At 67.7% G+C, this 18821-nt stretch carries 16 protein-coding genes; 4 read left to right on the forward strand and 12 right to left on the reverse strand.

The window, feature by feature from the left end:
- Positions 1 to 136 precede the first annotated feature (136 nt).
- From BBJ41_RS21900 to paaH, 4 genes are all read right to left on the reverse strand, one after another.
- Positions 137 to 808, reverse strand: a complete 672-nt coding sequence (locus tag BBJ41_RS21900) for a MarC family protein (protein ID WP_069748405.1) — start codon at positions 806 to 808, stop codon at positions 137 to 139.
- Between the two features lie 123 nt (positions 809 to 931).
- Entirely contained in the window at positions 932 to 1732 is an 801-nt protein-coding gene (locus BBJ41_RS21905; protein ID WP_069748406.1) for an enoyl-CoA hydratase-related protein, read from the reverse strand.
- Positions 1733 to 1770: 38 nt separating this feature from the next.
- A complete protein-coding gene (paaK, locus tag BBJ41_RS21910; RefSeq protein ID WP_069748407.1) occupies positions 1771 to 3093 on the reverse strand; it encodes a phenylacetate--CoA ligase PaaK in 1323 nt (440 codons plus the stop codon).
- Positions 3094 to 3152: 59 nt separating this feature from the next.
- Positions 3153 to 4709, reverse strand: a complete 1557-nt coding sequence (gene paaH, locus BBJ41_RS21915; protein ID WP_069748408.1) for a 3-hydroxyacyl-CoA dehydrogenase PaaH — start codon at positions 4707 to 4709, stop codon at positions 3153 to 3155.
- 549 nt (positions 4710 to 5258) lie between these two features.
- On the opposite strand from paaH, the gene BBJ41_RS21920 reads away from it, so the two are divergent.
- Positions 5259 to 6347 carry a calcium:cation antiporter gene (locus BBJ41_RS21920; protein ID WP_069748409.1) on the forward strand — a complete coding sequence of 363 codons (1089 nt, stop codon included), beginning with the start codon at positions 5259 to 5261 and terminating at the stop codon, positions 6345 to 6347.
- Between the two features lie 90 nt (positions 6348 to 6437).
- Here BBJ41_RS21920 and BBJ41_RS21925 read toward each other — a convergent pair whose 3' ends face one another.
- The 8 genes from BBJ41_RS21925 to BBJ41_RS21955 form a co-directional block, all read right to left on the reverse strand.
- Complete coding sequence (locus BBJ41_RS21925) at positions 6438 to 7571, reverse strand: transporter substrate-binding and LysM peptidoglycan-binding domain-containing protein (protein WP_069748410.1); 1134 nt, start codon at positions 7569 to 7571, stop codon at positions 6438 to 6440.
- Positions 7572 to 7591: 20 nt separating this feature from the next.
- Entirely contained in the window at positions 7592 to 8365 is a 774-nt protein-coding gene (locus BBJ41_RS21930; RefSeq protein WP_069748411.1) for a hypothetical protein, read from the reverse strand.
- 136 nt (positions 8366 to 8501) lie between these two features.
- Positions 8502 to 8747 (reverse strand): hypothetical protein, encoded by a 246-nt coding sequence (locus BBJ41_RS40545; RefSeq protein ID WP_156814841.1) that lies wholly within the window; start codon positions 8745 to 8747, stop codon positions 8502 to 8504.
- A 271-nt stretch (positions 8748 to 9018) separates the two neighbouring features.
- Positions 9019 to 9858 (reverse strand): amidohydrolase family protein, encoded by an 840-nt coding sequence (locus BBJ41_RS21935; RefSeq protein ID WP_069748412.1) that lies wholly within the window; start codon positions 9856 to 9858, stop codon positions 9019 to 9021.
- Entirely contained in the window at positions 9855 to 10877 is a 1023-nt protein-coding gene (locus tag BBJ41_RS21940; RefSeq protein WP_069748413.1) for a hydroxyacid dehydrogenase, read from the reverse strand. The genes BBJ41_RS21935 and BBJ41_RS21940 overlap by 4 nt, the downstream gene beginning before the upstream one ends.
- Complete coding sequence (locus BBJ41_RS21945; RefSeq protein ID WP_069748414.1) at positions 10874 to 11944, reverse strand: LacI family DNA-binding transcriptional regulator; 1071 nt, start codon at positions 11942 to 11944, stop codon at positions 10874 to 10876. Before BBJ41_RS21945 ends, BBJ41_RS21940 begins: the two co-directional genes overlap by 4 nt.
- 22 nt (positions 11945 to 11966) lie before the next feature.
- A complete protein-coding gene (locus BBJ41_RS21950; protein WP_069748415.1) occupies positions 11967 to 13847 on the reverse strand; it encodes a TRAP transporter large permease in 1881 nt (626 codons plus the stop codon).
- A 3-nt stretch (positions 13848 to 13850) separates the two neighbouring features.
- A complete protein-coding gene (locus tag BBJ41_RS21955; RefSeq protein ID WP_069748416.1) occupies positions 13851 to 14879 on the reverse strand; it encodes a TRAP transporter substrate-binding protein in 1029 nt (342 codons plus the stop codon).
- Positions 14880 to 15325: 446 nt separating this feature from the next.
- On the opposite strand from BBJ41_RS21955, the gene BBJ41_RS21960 reads away from it, so the two are divergent.
- Genes BBJ41_RS21960 through BBJ41_RS21970 form a run of 3 tightly spaced genes read left to right on the forward strand, consistent with a single transcriptional unit; the run spans position 15326 to position 18793 of the window.
- The gene (locus tag BBJ41_RS21960; RefSeq protein WP_156814842.1) at positions 15326 to 16624 is read left to right on the forward strand and encodes a cytochrome c; all 1299 of its coding nucleotides are present in this window, start codon (positions 15326 to 15328) and stop codon (positions 16622 to 16624) included.
- A 13-nt stretch (positions 16625 to 16637) separates the two neighbouring features.
- Positions 16638 to 17195 (forward strand): sugar dehydrogenase complex small subunit, encoded by a 558-nt coding sequence (locus BBJ41_RS21965; RefSeq protein WP_069748418.1) that lies wholly within the window; start codon positions 16638 to 16640, stop codon positions 17193 to 17195.
- A complete protein-coding gene (locus tag BBJ41_RS21970) occupies positions 17192 to 18793 on the forward strand; it encodes a GMC family oxidoreductase (RefSeq protein WP_069748419.1) in 1602 nt (533 codons plus the stop codon). The genes BBJ41_RS21965 and BBJ41_RS21970 overlap by 4 nt, the downstream gene beginning before the upstream one ends.
- Positions 18794 to 18821: the final 28 nt, after the last annotated feature.

The following is an 18821-nucleotide window of genomic DNA, read 5'->3' on the forward strand; positions in this document are numbered from 1 at the left end:
GCGCGCCGCGCAACCGCCGGACGTCGCATGTTATCCCGCGCCGCGCAAACGCGTATGACGCGCGCACGCCGCCGCACCGGGCGCACGCGCGCCCGGTCGAAACGCGGGAAAGGACGGGAGGCTTGCCTGGAGAGGCTTACTTGACCTGGTCGGCGATCGGCTGCAGGAACGCGGAGAAACCGGTCAGCATGATCTGCACGCCGATGCACAGCAGCAGGAACGCCGACACGCGCTTCGCGACCTTGGTGCCTTCGGTGCCGAGGTAGCGCGACAGCAGCGCGGCGCGACTGTAGGTCTGCCAGATCACGACCGCGACCAGCACGGAGACGGCAATCGACACGATGCTCGACAGCATGAACTCCGACAGCTTGTGCGTGCGGTTCGCGTTCAGCGCGATCGCGGTGGCGATCGAGCCGGGGCCGACCGTCAGCGGCACGGTCAGCGGGAAGAACGCGCGTGTCATGATCGCGTTCGCATCGATCGGCTTGACCGGCGTATCGCCGCCGCCGGGGCCGTCAGGCTCGTTCAGCATCTGCCAGCCTGCCACGGCGACCGCGAAACCGCCGCCGATCCGCAGCGCTTCCATCGAGATCCCGAAGAAATGCAGCACCGGCGTGCCGGCGAAGAACGCGACCAGCAGCACGATGAACGAGTTGAACGCGACCTTCCTTGCCAGCAGGTCCCGCTCGTGCTCGGTGAGCGCCTCGGTCCGTTCGAGAAACAGGAACGCGATGCCGATCGGATTGATGATGCCGATCAGGCCGGTGAAGCCGAACAGGATCTCGGAGATAAGGCGGTTGACGATCATCGTGCGAAGAATCGGTCGGGGCTGGGCCGGCGGTGCGCCGGGGGTCACGCATTGTAGAGCAAGCGTCGCGCCGGAGCGGCAAAATGCGGCCGCGCCCGCTTTGCCGCCAATCGCCGCCAGCCCTTACTCGGCGCCGGCCTCCCATGCCGGCGGCCGCTTCGCGAAGAACGCGGCGAAGCCTTCCTTCGCTTCCGGCGTCGCACGCACGCGGGAGATCGTCTGCGCGGTGAAGGCCGCGCGCTCGTCCGACGGCGGATACTCGCCGATCGCGTCGAAGAAGCGCTTGATCTCCGTCAGCGCGTTCGGGCCGTTGCGGCCGAGTTCCGCGAGCGTCCGGTCGAGCACTTCGTCGAGCGTATCGAGCGGCACGGCTTGATGAATCAGGCCGATCGCGACGGCTTCCGAAGCGGCGAGCTGCGTCGCGGTCAGCGCGAGCCGGCGTGCCTGGCGCTGGCCGACTGCCTCGACCAGATACGGGCCGATCACGGCCGGCAGGATCCCGAAGCGCGCCTCGCTGACCGAGAAACGCGCATGATCGCTCGCGATCACGATGTCGCAGGCCGCGCACAGGCCGACACCGCCGCCGAACGCGTGGCCCTGCACGCGCGCGACCGTCGGCTTCGGGCATTGCCGGATCGCGCGCATCATCGCGGCGAACCGCTGCGCGTCGCGCAGGTTCGCAGCCGCGTCGTTCGTGCTCGCGCGCTGCATCCACTGCAGGTCGGCGCCCGCGCAGAACGCGCGGCCGTCCGAACACAGCACGATCGCGCGCACGTCGTCGCGCGCACCGAGCGCCGTGAACGCGTCGGTCAGCTCGGCGATCATCGTTTCGTCGAACGCGTTGAGCACGTCGCCGCGTTGCAGCGCCACGGTCGCGATGCCGCGCGCATCGACCGAAACGGCCAGGGTCTTCAATCCATCCATCGAACAGGTTTCCTCGGGTAGAACGGCAACGATCGGAATCAGGCGGCCTGCCGGCGGTCGATCACGCGCCGGGCCTTGCCGGTCGCGGTCGCAGGGATGCCGCCGGCCGCGAGCACCGTCACGCCGGACGACACGCCGACCATCGTCTTGATCCGGTGCTGCAGCTCGCGTGCGAGCGCGGCGCGGTCGCTGTCGGTAACGGACGCGGCGACCTCGGAACGCAGCTCGACCGCGAGATCGAGCCGGTCCATGTGACCGTCGCGCGACAGCGTGATCTGGAATTGACCCGACAGTTGCGGCAGCGCGACGACGATTTCCTCGATCTGGCTCGGGAACACGTTCACGCCGCGCACGATCAGCATGTCGTCGGAACGACCCGTGATCTTCGCGAGACGGCGCATCGTGCGCGAAGTGGGCGGCAGCAGCGCGGTGAGGTCGCGCGTGCGATAGCGGATCACCGGCATCGCCTCCTTCGTCAGCGACGTGAACACGAGCTCGCCCTGGCTGCCGTCGGGCAGCACTTCACCCGTGACGGGGTCGATGATCTCCGGGTAGAAATGGTCTTCCCAGATCACCGGGCCGTCCTTCGTCTCGACGCATTCGCACGCGACGCCCGGGCCCATCACCTCGGACAGCCCGTAGATATCGAGCGCATCGATGCCCACGCGCGTCTCCACTTCCTCGCGCAGCGCCTGCGTCCACGGCTCGGCGCCGAAGATGCCGATCTTCAGCGACGATTCGGCCGGGTCCATCCCCTGCCGCACCATCTCGTCGATCAGGTTCAGCATGTACGACGGCGTGACGAGGATGATCTTCGGCTCGAAATCGCGGATCAGCTGCACCTGCTTCTCGGTCTGCCCGCCCGACATCGGCACGACCATGCAGCCGAGCCGTTCCGCGCCGTAATGAATCCCGAGGCCGCCGGTGAAGAGTCCGTAGCCGAACGCGTTGTGCAGCGTGTCGCCCGGGCGGCCGCCGGCCGCGCGGATCGAGCGGGCAGTCACGTTCGCCCACGTGTCGATGTCGCGCGCCGTGTAGCCGACCACCGTCGGCTTGCCGGTCGTACCGCTCGACGCGTGCACGCGCACGACCTGCTCGCGCGGCACCGCGAAGAGTCCGAACGGATAGTTGTCGCGCAGGTCGTTCTTCGTCGAGAACGGGAATTTCGCGAGATCGGCGAGCGTTTTCAGATCGTCCGGATGCACGCCGGCCGCATCGAACGTGCGGCGATAGTGCGCGACGTTGTCGTACGCGTGGCGCAGCGACCACTTGAGGCGCTCGAGCTGCAGCGCCTGCAGTTCGTCGCGGCTGGCGGTCTCGATCGGATCGAGGGCGGCGGCGGGATGCGTCGGGTGAGTCATCGGGGTGCTCCTCCAATGGAGTGATGTCGTTATCGTGATCGAGTGGGCCGGGCCGGCGGCTACGACCGGAACGTGCGGCCGGCCGCATGCAGTGCGGCAAGGCGCGGCGACACGCGATAGCGGTCCTCGCCGTAGCTCGCCGCCAGGTTCGACAGCACGCGATGCACGCGGCCGATGCCGATCGCATCGGCCCACGCGAGCGGGCCGCACGGGTAGTTCACGCCCTTCTCCATCGCGAGATCGAGATCGGCGGGCGAGCACACGCCCTGGTTGACCGTGTCGGCCGCCTCGTTCGCGAGCATCGCGACGGTGCGCATCACGACCATCCCCGGCACGTCCGCGACACCGACGACGCGAAAACCCGCCTGCTGGAACAGGCCGACCGCGTCCGCATAGGCGGCGTCGCTGCACTGGAGCGCGCGCGTCAGCGCGACGAGCCCGGCCTGCGCGTAATCGCGCGCAAGGTCGACGAGTACGAGATCGGCCACGCCGGTTTGCGCGGCGCGCGCGGTCGCGGTGCGGCCGTCGGTCAGCGCGATCGACGCGCGGCCGGCCTGCGCAAGCAGGCCGTCCGGATGCGCGCCGGCCTGCCGCGCGATCGCGATGCGTTCGGCGAAGCGCGCGTGCAGCGCGGCAGCCGGGCCGTCCTGCGCGTACAGCGCGACGTCGGCCGGCGCATCGCGCGGCGGTTCGAGATCGGGCGCGGGCGGCGTCGCGCCGTCCGCATACGAATAGAAGCCGCGGCCCGACTTGCGCCCCAGAAAGCCCGCGTTCACGAGCTCCTGCTGGATCAGCGACGGCGTGTAGCGCGGATCGTTGAAGTACGCGCGGAACACCGATTCGGTCACCGCGAAGTTCACGTCATGGCCGATCAGGTCCATCAGCTCGAACGGCCCCATCCGGAAACCGCCGGCCTCGCGCATCACGGCATCGATCGATGCCGGCGCGCCGCCCTGCTCGTTCAGCACGCGCAGCGCCTCGGCGTAATACGGCCGCGCGACGCGGTTCACGATGAAGCCCGGCGTCGATTTCGCCATCACGGGCTTCTTGCCCCACGCGGCGGCGGTCGCATAAAGCGCTTGCGCGACTTCCGGAGCGGTGGCGAGCCCGCTGACCACCTCGACGAGCGCCATCAATGGCGCCGGGTTGAAGAAATGCAGGCCGGCGACGCGCTGCGGCACGCGCAGCCCGGCCGCGATCGACGTGATCGAGATCGACGACGTGTTGGTCGCCAGCAGGCACGCGTCGTCGACATGGCGTTCGAGCGTCGCGAAGATCTCGCGCTTCACGTCGAGCCGCTCGGCCGCCGCCTCCACGACCAGCGCGGCGCCCGCGAAGTCGGCCAGCGCACGCACCGCGCGGATCCGGTTGCCGGCAGCCTCGGCCTGCGCCGGTTCGAGCCGGCCTTTTTCCGCAAGCCGCGCGAACTGTGCGCGGATGCCCGCCAACGCCTTGTCGCAGGCCGATTCGCTCAGGTCGTACAGCAGCACCGTATGGCCGGCCGCCGCCGCGACCTGCGCAATGCCCGCGCCCATCGCGCCGGCGCCGATCACGCCGACGACGGCCGACGGCGCCAGCGCGCCCGAGTTCACCGATTGTGCAGAGGAAACAGCCATCGCTTGCGATCCGTCATGAAGTGGAAGTGCGAGCGATTATAAACCGACCGGTCGGTAGATTTATGTCAGGGCGAGCCCGAATTTGTCGTGCAAGAGACCGTTACGGAAACCGCAAAGACAAAAAATCGACGGATTGGGGCACTTTTTGTAAACCGAAAGGTCCATGTAAGCGTTCGAATATGAGATAGTGGCCCCCAATCGCCTGATAAAATTCGACAAACCGCCGGATTTCAGGGGGAAACCGCGTGTCACGCCGCCACCGCTGTCCATCGCAGGCCGCCCTTTCGGGGTCGGAACCGAGCCGCCGGCCCGCGCGTCGTCACGTGTGTGGGTCCTGCCGCAGGCGGCCAGCCGCATCGAACCGTTTCATCCAGCGACGGGCTTCGGCCCGCCCGCGCCCCTCGCCGCGTCATCGCGGCGAACTCGAGGCAGCGTCTTCACGCGCCGCCACCCTTCGGTTTCATCGTCCTCGTTCGGCGGATAGTACGGCCGGGCTTCGTCAACCCGTGACGGCGCGTCGCGCGCCGCCGCTCGCATAAGGAAACCCTCATGCCGCTCTCGTCCAACCAGCTCCCGCGCTGGACCCTCGTGGCCCCGCTTGCCGCGTGGCTGGTACTCGCGCTGTCGCGCGCAGTGCCGGCCGAAGGCTTCGTGATCGCGCTGTTCGCCGTCGCGCTCGCCGGCGCCGTGTTCGCCGCCGTCCACCATGCCGAAGTCGTGGCCCACCGCGTCGGCGAACCGTTCGGCACGCTCGTGCTCGCGGTCGCCGTGACCGTCATCGAAGTTGCGCTGATCGTATCGGTGATGCTCGGCGCGGGCCCCGAGAAATCGGGCCTCGCACGTGACACCGTGTTCGCCGCCGTGATGATCATCTGCAACGGCATCGTCGGCATCTGCCTGCTGGTCGGCGCGTGGAAACACGGCGAGCAGGACTTCCAGGGGCGCGGCGCGAGCAAGGCGCTCGCGGTGCTGGCGTCGCTGTCCGTGCTGTCGCTCGTGATGCCGAACTACCTGAGCGCCGCGCCGGGCCCGTTCTTTTCGAAATCGCAGCTCGCGTTTGCCGGCGTGTCGTCGCTCGTGCTGTACGGCGCATTCGTGTTCGTGCAGACCGTGCGCCACCGCGACTACTTCCTCGCCGCGCACGACAGCGCAAACGAGTCGGTGCACGCCGCGGCGCCGAGCACGCGTACCGCCATCATCAGCATGATTCTGTTGTTCGTGAGCCTCGTCGCGGTCGTGCTGCTCGCGAAGCTGCTGTCGCCGGCCGTCGAGCATGCGGTGATGAAGCTCGGCGCGCCCGAAGCCGCGGTCGGCATCGTGATCGCCGCGCTCGTACTGCTGCCGGAAGGGCTCGCGGCCGTCACCGCCGCGCGCGCGAATCGCCTGCAGACCAGCATGAACCTTGCGCTCGGTTCGGCGCTCGCGAGCATCGGGCTCACGATCCCGACCGTCGCGGCCGTGTTCATCTGGGTCGGCCAGCCGCTCACGCTCGGCATCGGGCCGATGGAAACCGTGCTGCTGGCGCTCACCTTGCTGGTCAGCACGCTGACGCTCAGCCAGGGGCGCACGACGGTGCTGCACGGTGTCGTGCACCTGTCGCTGTTCGCCGCCTACCTGTTCCTGTCGATTACCCACTGACAGGCGCGTGCGCGCGGCGCGGCGGACACCCTCCGCCGCGCCGCGCGCACGCTTTCACGTCCCTTCGCTTCCCTTCATCCCGCTCCGCGGCTACCGGACCGGAATCACCAGGTGCTGGCCGGCCAGGATCAGGTTCGGATTGGCCAGGTTGTTGCGGCGCTGGATCTCGCGATAGCGCTGGCCGCTGCCGAGCTTGCTCGCCGCGATCATGTTCAGCGTATCGCCCGCCTTCACCACGTACGTGTGTTCACCCGACGCGGCCGCGGTCGTCACCGCCTGGTCGCTGACGAAGTACTTGCGCAGCAGGTCGAGATACTGCGGCGACTGCTTGAGCTTCGCGATCGCGGCGTTCAGGTAGATCAGCAGATCCTGGTCGTCGGCGCGCACGCCGATCTTGTACGCGATGTTCGAACCGTCGAGCTTGGTCACCGCGAATTTCAGGTCGGTGTCCTTGATCGAGCTGACCGCGAACGGATAGTCGTAGATGAACGCGTCGACCGTATGGCCGTCGATGCTCTTCGCGATGAAGGCCGGATCGGAATCGTCGACTTCGACGAACCGGACGTTCGGATACTGGCGCGTGACGAACGCGCGCACGTCGGGGTCGCCCTTCAGGATGCCGACCGTCTTGCCGGCGAGATCGTCGGTCGAGCGGATCGCGGACCCTTGCCGCACGATCAGCGAATAGCCGAAATCGTCGACATACGGCACCGAATAGACGACGCCCGCCGGCGTGTTGTCCGGGAACGTCAGCCCGTCCATCGCCACGTCGACGACGTGATTGCCTTTCGCGTCCGTGTCGAGCAGTTGCTTCGGCACGCCCGGGTACGTGTCGACCTCGTGACGCGTATCGACGACGATCGGTTTGCCACCGTGAGAGAACGACGGGTCCGCGAACAGCAGCCGCGCGAATTCGACGTTGAAGCCGTGCGGCGCGCCCTTGGCCTCGCCGAAGAACGGCTCGCTCGGGTTCTGCACCGAGATCCGCACGATGCCGTTTTCGGCAATCGATTTCAGCGCGCTGGCCTGCGGCGTGAAGCCGGCCGGCAGCACATTGGCCGACGGCGACGGCTGCGCGGGCTGGCCTGCGTCGCCCGACTGCGCCGACGTCGAGGACGGCGCCGCGTCGTGCGAGGGAAGCAGCGACGACAGGCCGCCCTGATGCACGATCCATACGCCGACGAGCACCACCAGAAACGCTACTGCGCCGAGAAGTTTTTTCATGGTTGCGTGCCTGCGGGAAGTTATTGTTGTTTGGACGGCAACGCAGCGGGATTCGCCGCATCGGCCCCGGGCACATGGCTGCCGTTGATCACCGCCTGCTGCTGCGCCTGCTTGACCTCGGGGTTGTCCATCAGCGACGTCTCCATTTCGGAGAACGCCTTGTTGACCGAGCGCATCACCGAATCGACGGCCACGTCGGTCTTGATCTGCTCGAACGTGTCGGACGCCTGCCTGCCCGCGAGCTTGTTCATCTGCTGCGCCGCCTGCGACATGTCCCACATCGCCTTCGCGCGGTCGATCGCCGACGCGAAATTCTTCAGCTCGGCCTGCACCTGCTTGTAGCGGCCCTCGCGAAACGCCAGAAGCTGCTTCATCGTGTCGAGCTGCGACCGGAAGCGCGGCGCGTCGTCCGGATACTGCTTCTCGAACAGTTCCGTCTTGCTCTCGAAATTCTTCACCTCGGTGCGAAACGCGGTGATGCTGTCCGCGAATTTCTGCGCGGCCTGGCGCTTTTCCGCGAGTTGGTTGATGAGCGTCTCGATCGGATTCGCCTGCGCCTCCTCGACGATCATCTTCACCTTCTGGTTCGCGAACTTCATCGCGACGACCGGCGCGAAATAGATCGCGCCGAGGCCGATCACGCCGGCCGTGACCAGCGCGATCACCCCCTTCAGGATGAACAACGCCGCCGGCGCCGCGATCGCGACGCCCGCGATGATGATCGCCCACTTGATCAGCTTTACCTTGCCACTCCCCGAACTGCCGTTTGCTTCTTCATTCGAAAGCTGCGACATGAGTATTTCTCCTTGAACCTCGAATCGAACTGCGTGCGTTTGCGTCTTCAAGCTCAATCGAAATGCTTCGGACTCCAGCGCCGCCGGGCGGTCAGGAAAGCCGGCGGCGCAATACAGGGACGAGCGCCGGCGAGCGTCACGAGATGCCGGTGTAGGCGCTGGTCAGGATGCGGTGATCGGGGGCGGCAGGTTGTGGCGCGATGCAGCGGTTCGGAACGGCGTCGCTGATCGTCGCGGCCATCGCGCGGACGGGAAAGTGTACCGAGGCACGGTACGAAACGGGATGACGGATACGTGACGCGACGGGCGTCGGGGTGGTCGTTGCTTCGGCGGACCGATCGATGCGGCGCCGGGATTCCGGTACGAGTACGTAAAGGCTCATCGTTGTTCTTTTGCGTATCGCGGGTGCAGGAACCGCGCGGCCGGCGCGTCCCGCTCCAAATGCACTGCCGGTATCGTGCGCCGACCGGCATGCAGCGTCAAGCGGTTGTCGCAGTGCAGCGAACCGCCGTGTTCCGCCGTTGAAACACGAGTAACGAGGCTGCTTTCATGACGGTAAGGATTCGCTCGACGTCAGGCCGTCGCGCTCGATCAGGATTGCTTGTCATCGCATGCGGCAAGCTTCCGGATTGAAAGCTTGTTACACGGCCGAATCACGCAGGCTGATGCGTATCGAACCCGTAGAGGACAGCCGGATTGTCGACCAGAATCGCCCGGCTGAGCGCGTCGTCTGCCGTGCAATCGTGCAGCCAGCCGAGCAGGCGGACATCGTCGGGCAACGGCGATGCGTTCGGGTGCGGCCAGTTCGTACCCCACACGCATCGCGCTGCATGTTCGCGCGCCAGCACCGATGCGAGGCGCGCGACGTCGTCGTAGCCGGGCGCGCCGACCTGCGACGTCTCGTAAGGCGCCGACAGCTTCACCCACGCGTGGCCGCGATCGAGCAGCCGCTGCAGCGCGACGAACGACGGTGCGTCGAGTGTGACAGGCACGAGAAACTTCCCCGTATGGTCGATCATGACGCGTGACGGCAGCGTGGCCAGCAGCGGTTCGACATCGGGCAATGTCCGGCCGTCGAGCTGCAAGTCGATGTGCCAACCGAGCGGCGCGATTCGCGCCGCCATCGTTTCCAGTTCGTCCCATCTCGCCACGCCACCCGCCAGCATCATGAACCGCACGCCTCGTACACCCGCGGCGTGCAGCCGCTCCAGTTCCACGTCGGGCACGTCGACCGGCAACGTCGCAACGCCCCGCGCATGCGGACCGAACGCCGCCAGCGCGTCGAGCGTGCAGCGGTTGTCGAAACCGTAACCGGTCGGCTGCACCACCACCACGCGTGCGAGGCCGAGCGCCTGCTGCACGCGGCGATACGCAGCCACCGGCGCCCGCGGAGGACGGAACGTCGCCGTCGGCGCAAGTGGGTACGCGTCGTCGTAGATATGGATGTGGCAATCGCACGCGTTCAGCGGCGTGCCGGCCGCGCCGCGCGTCATCGTGTGCCCGGCGCAGCGGCCGCCTTCGCCGGGCGCCAGCGCGCGAGCCGCGTCGCGTGCGCCGCGTTGACGGCGCCCGCGGGCACCCTTCCGGCCAGCAACGCGGCGAGCTGGTCAACCGTCTCCCGCGCCTGATGCTCGACCGCCGGCAGCGTCAGCCCGCCGATATGCGGGGTCGCGATCACCCGAGGATGCGCGGCGAGCGCGGGCGTCGGCATCTGGTCCGCGGCACGGCCGACGTCAAGCGCGCAACCGGCCAGCCGGCCGCTGTCGAGCGCATCGGCCAACGCCTGTTCGTCGACGAGCTCGCCGCGCGACGCATTGATGAAACAGGCTCCGGGCTTCATCGCCGCGAATGCCGCCGCGTCGATCAGATTCGCGGTGGCCGGCGTTGCCGGCGCGAGACATACGACGAAATCCGCGTCGCGCAGCAGTGCCGCACATTCGACCTGTTCGAGCGACGGAGCATCGACGCGCACGTACGGATCGCTGACGATCACGCGCATCCCGAGCGCCGTCGCGACCGGCGCGAGATGACGCGCGATCTGTCCGTAGCCGATCACGCCGAGCGTGCTGCCTCGCAACTCGCGCCCCATCCGCGGCGCCGGCGGTTCGCCCCGGCGATAGTCGTCGGCATAGCGGCCGATGCCGCGCCCGAGTTCGATCATTGCGCCGATCACCCACTCGGCCACTGCCGGCGCGAAGCCGGGGCTGGCCTGCGTGACGAGCACGCCGCACGCGCTCGCCGCTTCGACGTCGACGGTGCGTATGTCGACCGCGCAACGCAGGAACGCAGCGAGCGCGGGCAACCCGGCGAACAGCGCGCGCGGCGCGGGCGTCTGCCGGTACGCGATTATCGCGTCGCACCCCTGCGCGGCAGTGACCAGTTCGTCCGTGCCGAGTTCGCGATCGAGCGGGTTGCAGGTGACGTCGGCGATCGCCTGCAGCCCACGCAGCGCCGTCGCCCCGAAGTAGTGGTCGAGCATCCCGGACGGATGCGTAACGAAAACGCGTGTCATGCCGCCCCTCCGCGCCAGTCGGCCGCACGCGGCGGCGGCGCGACCGACGCGCGCTCCACGAGCGTCACGCCGGTAAACACACGTTGTTCCGGCGCAGACGGCCCATCGCCGTCCGGCCGCATCACGCGCCGCACCATCTCCTCGGCCATTTCGGTCACGGGCAGTTGCACCGTGGTCAGCGCCGGATACGAGATCGCCGACAGGAAATGGCCGTCCATCCCGATGACCGACACATCGTCCGGCACCCGCAGCCCGCCGTCGCGCAACCCGGCCATCAGGCCCAACGCGAACAGGTCGTTGACCGCGACGATGCCGGTCGGCCGCGCCGGATCGGCCGCGAGCGCAACACCGAGCGCGCGCCCGACGTCAACGATCACCGCGTCGCCGTATTCGTTTGCGGGGCCGCCGTCGAGCACCTGCGCATGCCCGTCGAGGTCCGCGTCACGCGCGGCGGCGAGAAAACCGCGAATCTTGTCGCTGCGGCTCACGGTGATGCCGGCGACCGTCGCGAATGCGAGCCGCGTGTGGCCGGCTTCGACGAGGCAGCGCGTGGCGAGCCGCGCGGCGGCCTCGTTGTCGGCCGTCACGTGATCGACCTTCGACGGCTCGCCAGGCGTCGCGCGCCGGTCGTAGCTCACGACCGTCATCCCGCGTTCGGCCGCGCGCTCCAGGTGGCTTTCGTCGGCGAGCGACGAGATCACGATCACGCGCCGCACCCCGTGCGCGAACAGGTCGTCGAAGAACGACGCCTCCTTGCTCGCATCGCGATACGTGTTGCCGATCAGCACGCGATGGCCGTACTGCTCCTGCGCGCAGGTCTCGACCTCGCGCGCGATGTAACCGTACATCGGGTTCGCCATCGAGGGCACCAGCAACCCGACGAGCGGCGTCTGCCCTGTCTTGAGCTGGCGCGCGAGCGTGCTCGGCCGATATTGCAGCGCATCCATCGCGGCCTTCACGCGATCGAGCGTTTCCGGCTTCATCTGGTCCGTGCGGCCGTTGAGCACGTTCGAAACCGTGCTGACCGAGACGGCCGCGTGACGGGCCACATCCTGAATCGTACTCATGTCGTCTTGCTGTAAATGGCGGCTACAGGCCGAAACGGGCCGGCAGCCACAACGAAAACGCCGGTGCGAGAATCAGCGCGACGAGCGCGACGACCAGCACCAGCAGATATTTCACCATCGGCCGCGCGACGCGCCGCACCTCGGTGCCGGTGATCGCGCACGTCGTGAACAGCCCGAGGCCGACCGGCGGCGCGAACAGCCCGAGCCCCATCGCGACCACCACGACCGTGCCGAAATGCAGCGGGTGGATACCGAGCCTCAGCGCGATCGGCGCGAGCAGCGGCCCGAAGATGATCAGCGCGGGCGCGCCTTCGAGCACCGCACCGAACACGACCATGACCAGCGCGGACAGCAGCAGGAACATCGTCGCGCCGTACTGATGGGCGAACGCCGTCATTGTGCCCGAGACGAGCGCCGGAATCTGCTCGATCGACAGCGCGAACGACACGCTCGACGCCGCGGCGACGATGAACAGGATACCGCTCGCCATCGACGCGGCACGCACGAACACGCGGCCGACGGCACGCCAGCTCAACTCGCGAAACGCGACCCAGCCCACGACGAGCGCATAGACCACCGCGAACGCGGACACTTCCGTCGACGTCGCGATGCCCGACGTCACGCCTTTGCCGATCATCGCGACCATCACGAGCGCGACGAGCGCGCCGCCCGCGAGCGGCAACCACGCGCGGCGCTCCGTGAACACCGCCGTCACGTCGATCTTGCGCCCGGTGATCACGGCGACCGCCGCGAGCGACGCGGCCAGCACCGCGGCCGGCACGATGCCCGCGACGAACAGCCCCGCGATCGAGATGTTCGCGACGAAGCCCATGATGATCATGTTCACGCATGGCGGGATCGTCTCGGCCATCACCGCGCTGCATGCGAGCAGCGCCGCCGTTTCGTCGGGATCCTGACGCGCACGGCGCACGGCCGGCATCACGACGCCGCCAACCGCCGCGATATCCGCCAGCTTCGATCCCGATACGCCGGAAAAACAGACCGTTGCGAGGATCACGATCAGCCCGAGGCCGCCACGCACGCGCCCGAAGATCCGCAACAGCAGCTCGACGAGCCGCACGGACATCCCGTTCGATTCCATCAGCAGCCCGGCCAGCACGAAGAACGGCACAGCGAGCAGCACGAAATGATCGGCGCCGGCCATGATCTGCTGCGAGTAGACGAGCAGCGGCAACGTCGGATCGGCCAGGAAGTAAAGCAGCGCCGAGAACGCCAGCACGAAGCCGATCGGCACGCCCAGCACGAGGCCGACGACGAAGCCCGCAGCCAGCAGCGCGCCCGGCGCGATCACATGCGCGGGCAACAGTGCGTTCCATCCGTACACGACGGCCGCGAGCGCCGCGCAGCACGCGAGCGTGCCGATCACGCGGCGGCGCGGCGCATTCAGCGCGTTCACGAGCGCGAACACGGCCATGAACAGCGTGCCGAACATCATCGGGTACACGTTGATCCAGCCCGGCAGGCCACCCGGCGTCAGCTGGTCGTACGAATCGGCGAGCAGCTGGCACGACGACGCGAACAGGTTCAGCGACACGGCCGCGACGATCCAGTGAGCGGTCTGCACGAGCGCGCCCTGCCACCGTGCCGGCAGCCAGCCGCGGAACAGGTCGATGCCGACGTGCTGGCTGCGCCCCAGTACCGTCGCCGCGCCGAAGAACACCAGTACGATCATCAGCGCGCTCGCGACCTCCTCGGCCCAATCGACCGGGTCGTGCAGGAAGTATCGGAAGACGACCGATGCGAACACGACGAGCACGTCGACGGCAAGCACCGCCGCCGACAGGTATTCGATCCCGCGTATCGCCCCTTCCAGCACGCGCGACATGCGATGCGCGGGGCGGCCAGCGCCGGGTGCGGCACTCGAAACGGACCAGGCATCCATCGCTCAGCCCCGCGCGGCGGCAATCGCCGGAAACAGCGGCGCGGTCGCCGGATATTGCCTCGCGAACGCCGCGTAGAGCTGGTCGTGCATCGTCTGCCGGATCGCCGCGCGCTCGCCCGCCGCCATCGGATGGAACGTCATCCCGTGCTGCTTCAGCGCCTGCTCGGCCTGATCGGCCTTCTGCGCGGCGATCGCGCGCTGCTGCGCGGTCGCGTCGGCCACCGCGCGGTCGAATGCGGGACGCAGGTTCGCGGGAATCCGGTCGAGTGCGCGCCGCCCCATCACGACCGTCATCGCCGCGAACACATGGTTCGACTGCCAGCACGACTTCACGACCTCGTCGAACTTGCTGGCAAGCACCGTGGCCGGATCGTGCTCGAGGCCGTCGACGACGCCCGTCTGCACGGCCATGTACAACTCGCCGAACGGAATCGGCGTCGGCACTGCGCCCATCGCCTTGAAGGTATCCATGAATGCCGGCGTCGGCAGCACGCGCAACTTCGTGCCCTTCAGCCCCGACAGCGCGAGCACCGGCTTCTTGGTGAACACGCAGCGCCCGCCGAAATGCGAACCCCAGGTCAGCACCGAACAGCCCGCGCGCTTCTGCAGCAGCGCGTTCAGGCTCGTCCCGACTGGACCGTCGAGCACCTTCGCGACGTGCGCATAACTGTCGAACAAGTAGCCGAGATCGAGCATCCCGAGCTCCGGTGCGACCGTCGCCCAGATCGACGAGCCCGCGATCATCATGTCGATCGCGCCGATCTTGACCTGCTGCGCGACGTCGCTCTCCTTGCCGAGCTGGCTGTTCGGGAAGTAGTCGACCCGGATCGCGTCGCCGACGCTCGCCTTCAGGTTCGCCGCGAGCCGTTCGTACCACACGTAATGCGCGGCGTTCTGGTCGGCCGGCATCGACGACGAGCAGCGCAGCGTCACGGCCGGCTGTGCGCGCACGATCGCCGGAAATCCGCCCGCGGCGGCGAGCGTCGCGACGGACGCGGTTTGCAGAAAGCGCCGCCGGGTAAGGGTGTTCATGAGCCGTCTCCTTTGCGTATGCACCTCACGGCGCAACTGTATCGATTTAGTGTATCGATACAGTAATACGATGACCGACAAATTCGATATGAGGGTTTGCCCGAAAACCTGATGAAAATCAGGCCCCGAGCCCGACAACGCTGCCCGTTTATTCGCAGCATCATCAGACAACCGACTTTTGCCTCCCGGGATCCGGCAACCGATGACGGGCGATTTCGGACGGCATCCGCTCACTGTCCTCCCGGGCCATATTCCCGTCTGTCCCGAGGTCTAGAACGGTGACTTCTGTATCGATTTAGTGTATCGATACAGAAACATGCTAAGCTTCGCCCGAAATCGAGTCGCCACGGGATTCGGCGCGCCCTCTCCGGGGTGCGCAACCACGCTGTCGACCGACCGTACAAAACCGGGGCCGCCATGCGGGCCGGCCCGAGGACATGCTTTCAATGAACCTGTCACGCAGCAACCGGATCGCCGCATCGCTCGCCGCGCTCGCCCTTCAAGCGCCGCTCTTCGCGGCGGCCGCGCCAGCCGACGACTCGGCACGCATCGCCAACGGCCGCTACCTCGCAACGGCTGCCGACTGCATCGCATGCCACACCGCGCCGGGTGGCAAACCATTCGCGGGCGGGCTGCCGATGACGCTGCCGATGGGGCGCATCTATTCGACGAACATCACCCCGGACCCAGCAACCGGCATTGGCCATTACACGCCGGCAGATTTCCGCAAGGTGTTGCGCGAAGGCGTGACGCCGGACGGGCGCAACCTGTATCCGGCCATGCCCTATCCGTCCTACACGAAGCTCAGCGACCGCGACATCGACGCGCTCTACGCGTATTTCATGCGCGGCGTCCCGCCCGTCGCCCAGCCGAACCGCACGCCGGATTTTGGGTGGCCGCTCACGATGCGCTGGCCGCTGAAGATCTGGAACGCGCTGTTCCTGCGCGCGGGCGCGTACGCAGACAAACCCGGCCGCGATTCGCAATGGAACCGCGGCGCGTATCTGGTGCAGGGCGCCGCACACTGTGGCGCGTGCCACACGCCACGCGGCATCGGCATGCAGGAACTCGCCCTGGACGAATCCGGCGCCAGCTATCTCGCCGGTGCAGTCGTCGACGGCTGGCGCGCGTTCAACATCACGAGCGACGAGCAGGCTGGGATCGGTATCTGGACAACCGGCGACATCGTGCAATACCTGCGCACCGGCAACACGCCCGGTCGCGCGCAGGCAGCCGGCCCGATGGCGGATGCGGTTACGCACAGCTTCAGCAGGATGAACGACGCGGACCTGACCGCCATGGCCACGTACCTGCGCACCGTGCGCCCGGCGCCGGGTCCCGACCGCGCGCCGCGATCCGCCCAGGGCCGCCCCGCCGACGACTACATCGCGCTGCGCACGGCGGGCGCAGCGCATGCGCCGCCCGACGGCGCCGCGCTCTATCTCGATCATTGCGCCAGTTGCCACGGAATGCGCGGCACCGGCACCACCGACGGGTTCTTTCCGTCGCTCATGGAAAACAGCGTCGTCGGCACCGCGACCGCGGCCAACCTCACACGCACGATCCTGTTCGGCGCCAGCGTCGACAACGGGCACACACACTATTTCATGCCCGCATTCCAGACCGAACTGCGCGACGACGAAGTCGTGGCGCTCGTCACCTATCTGTCGCTTCAATTCGGCAACGGCCAGATGCGCATCACGCGCGACGAAGTCACAACGCTTCGCACCGCGCCGGCCCACTAAAGGAGAGCTTCCGATGTCGTTACACGATCCGTTCGATATCGACGACCGGCGGCGCCGTTTGCTGCAATGGTCCGCAGGCGCTGCGCTGTACGGCGCACTGCCGCGCGCGGCACTGTCCGATATCGCGGCCCACGACGACACCCTGCCGCGCCTCGCACGCACGGGCGCATTCCTGACCGGACGCGCCGCGCTGCCGGCCGACTACGTCGCATCGGTCTGCCGCGCACTGCAGGCGCACGACCCGCGCTTCGACGAACACCTGCGCGTGCTCGACACGGCGCTGGCCACGGCCCCGCCGAACGATGTCCAGAATGTCGTCGCGCAGATGCGGTCGCAATCGCCCGAGCTGCACGCCGCCGCACTGGCGATCGTCGAGGCGTTCTACACCGGCAGCGTCGGACGCGGATCGGGTGCACGCATGGTCGGCTATGAGACAGCGCTGATGTTCGAGGCGACCGCCGACGTCACAGTGATTCCGTCGTATGTCCGCGCGCGGCCCGAATACTGGACCGCACGGCCCGCCAACCCCACCCACCCGCTAAACGCCCAAGCGAAGGAAGCAATACGATGAGCAGCGAATTCGACGCCGACGTGATCGTGATCGGTGCGGGCATTCTCGGTGGCGCCGTCGCACACTCGCTCGCGCGCCAGCGCAAGTCGGTCATCGTGCTCGAAGCAGGCCCCGAGTTGCGGCGCGCGGACCTCGTGCGCGCCTTTCGCAACTACGGCGACAAATCCGATTACAACGGCCCGTATCCGGATCAGCCCTGGGCCCCGAAATCGTCCACCGGCCGCTATTCCGACCACTACATCGACAGCGTCGGCCCGATCCTGCAGAAACCGTCGTACCTGCGTCTGGTCGGCGGCACGACCTGGCACTGGGGCGGTGCGACATGGCGCATGCTGCCGAACGACTTCAGGCTGCGTTCGCTCTACGGGCAAGGTCGCGATTGGCCGCTGGACTACGACGAACTGGAACCGTGGTATCAGCTTGCGGAAGAAGAGATCGGCGTGTCCGGATCGGATACCGACGATCAGAGCGGCCGCGGCGGCGGCCCGTTTCCGCCGCGCTCGAAGCCGTATCCGATGAAGCAGCAACCGTGGGCGTACCTGACGCAGGAAGTCGCGACGCGTGTCGCCGCGATCGGACACCGCTTCGTCGACGAGCCCAACGCCCGCGCGACCCGACCGTACGACGGGCGCCCCGTCTGCGCGGGCAACAACAACTGCGCGCCGATCTGCCCGATCGGGGCGCAGTTCTCCGGCGACCGGCCGGTCCACCGTGCAGTCGCACTCGGCGCACGCCTGCTCGCGAACGCCGTGGCGCACAAAATCGAACGCGGCGCGAACGGGCGCATCGCGGCCGTGCACTACATGACGCCAGACGGCCACAGCACACGCCTGACCGCTCGCGCATTCGTCCTGGCCGCCCACGGCGTCGAGATCCCGAAACTGCTGCTGATGTCCGGTATCGCCAATTCGTCGGATCAGGTCGGCCGCAACATGATGGGGCACACCGGCCGCGCGCTCGCGATGCTGACCAGCGTACCGCTCTGGCCGGGGCGCGGGCCGACCCAGCAAGGCAGCATCAACACGTGGCGCGACGGCGCGTTCCGGCGCGAGCACGGCGCAATCCGGCACTTCCTCGACAACACCGTGCCGAACGAACGCATTACGCGACGTCTCATCGACCAGGGCATCGTCGGCCCCGAACTCGACGCGCGCATCCGGGCCGATGCCGCGCGCTACCTGAAGATCGCCAGCTATGTCGAGCCGCTGCCCGACCCGGCCAACCGCGTGACACTGAGCACACATCGCGACGCGCTGGGATTGCCGACACCCCGTACCGACTACGACATGCGCGACTACGCGCGCCGGGCGCTGCCGCGCCTGCTCGCCGACTACTCGGCATTCCGGCGGGCATTCGGCGCGACCGATATGCTCGGCGACGTCAACGCATGGGTGCCGAGCTCGCACATCATGGGTACGACGATCATGGGCCGGAATCCGAAGGATTCGGTCGTCGATCGGGACTGCCGGACGCACGATCACCCGAACCTGTTCATCGCCAGCACCGCCGTCCATCCGAGCGCATCGGTCGTCAACCCGACGCTGACAGGCTATGCGCTCGCGCTCCGGCTCGCCGCGCGCATCGGCGCCGAAGTCTAGCCGCGTGGAGCATGGACGACGCGAACGC

The organism is Burkholderia stabilis, from assembly GCF_001742165.1.
In the GTDB taxonomy this organism is placed as follows: domain Bacteria; phylum Pseudomonadota; class Gammaproteobacteria; order Burkholderiales; family Burkholderiaceae; genus Burkholderia; species Burkholderia stabilis.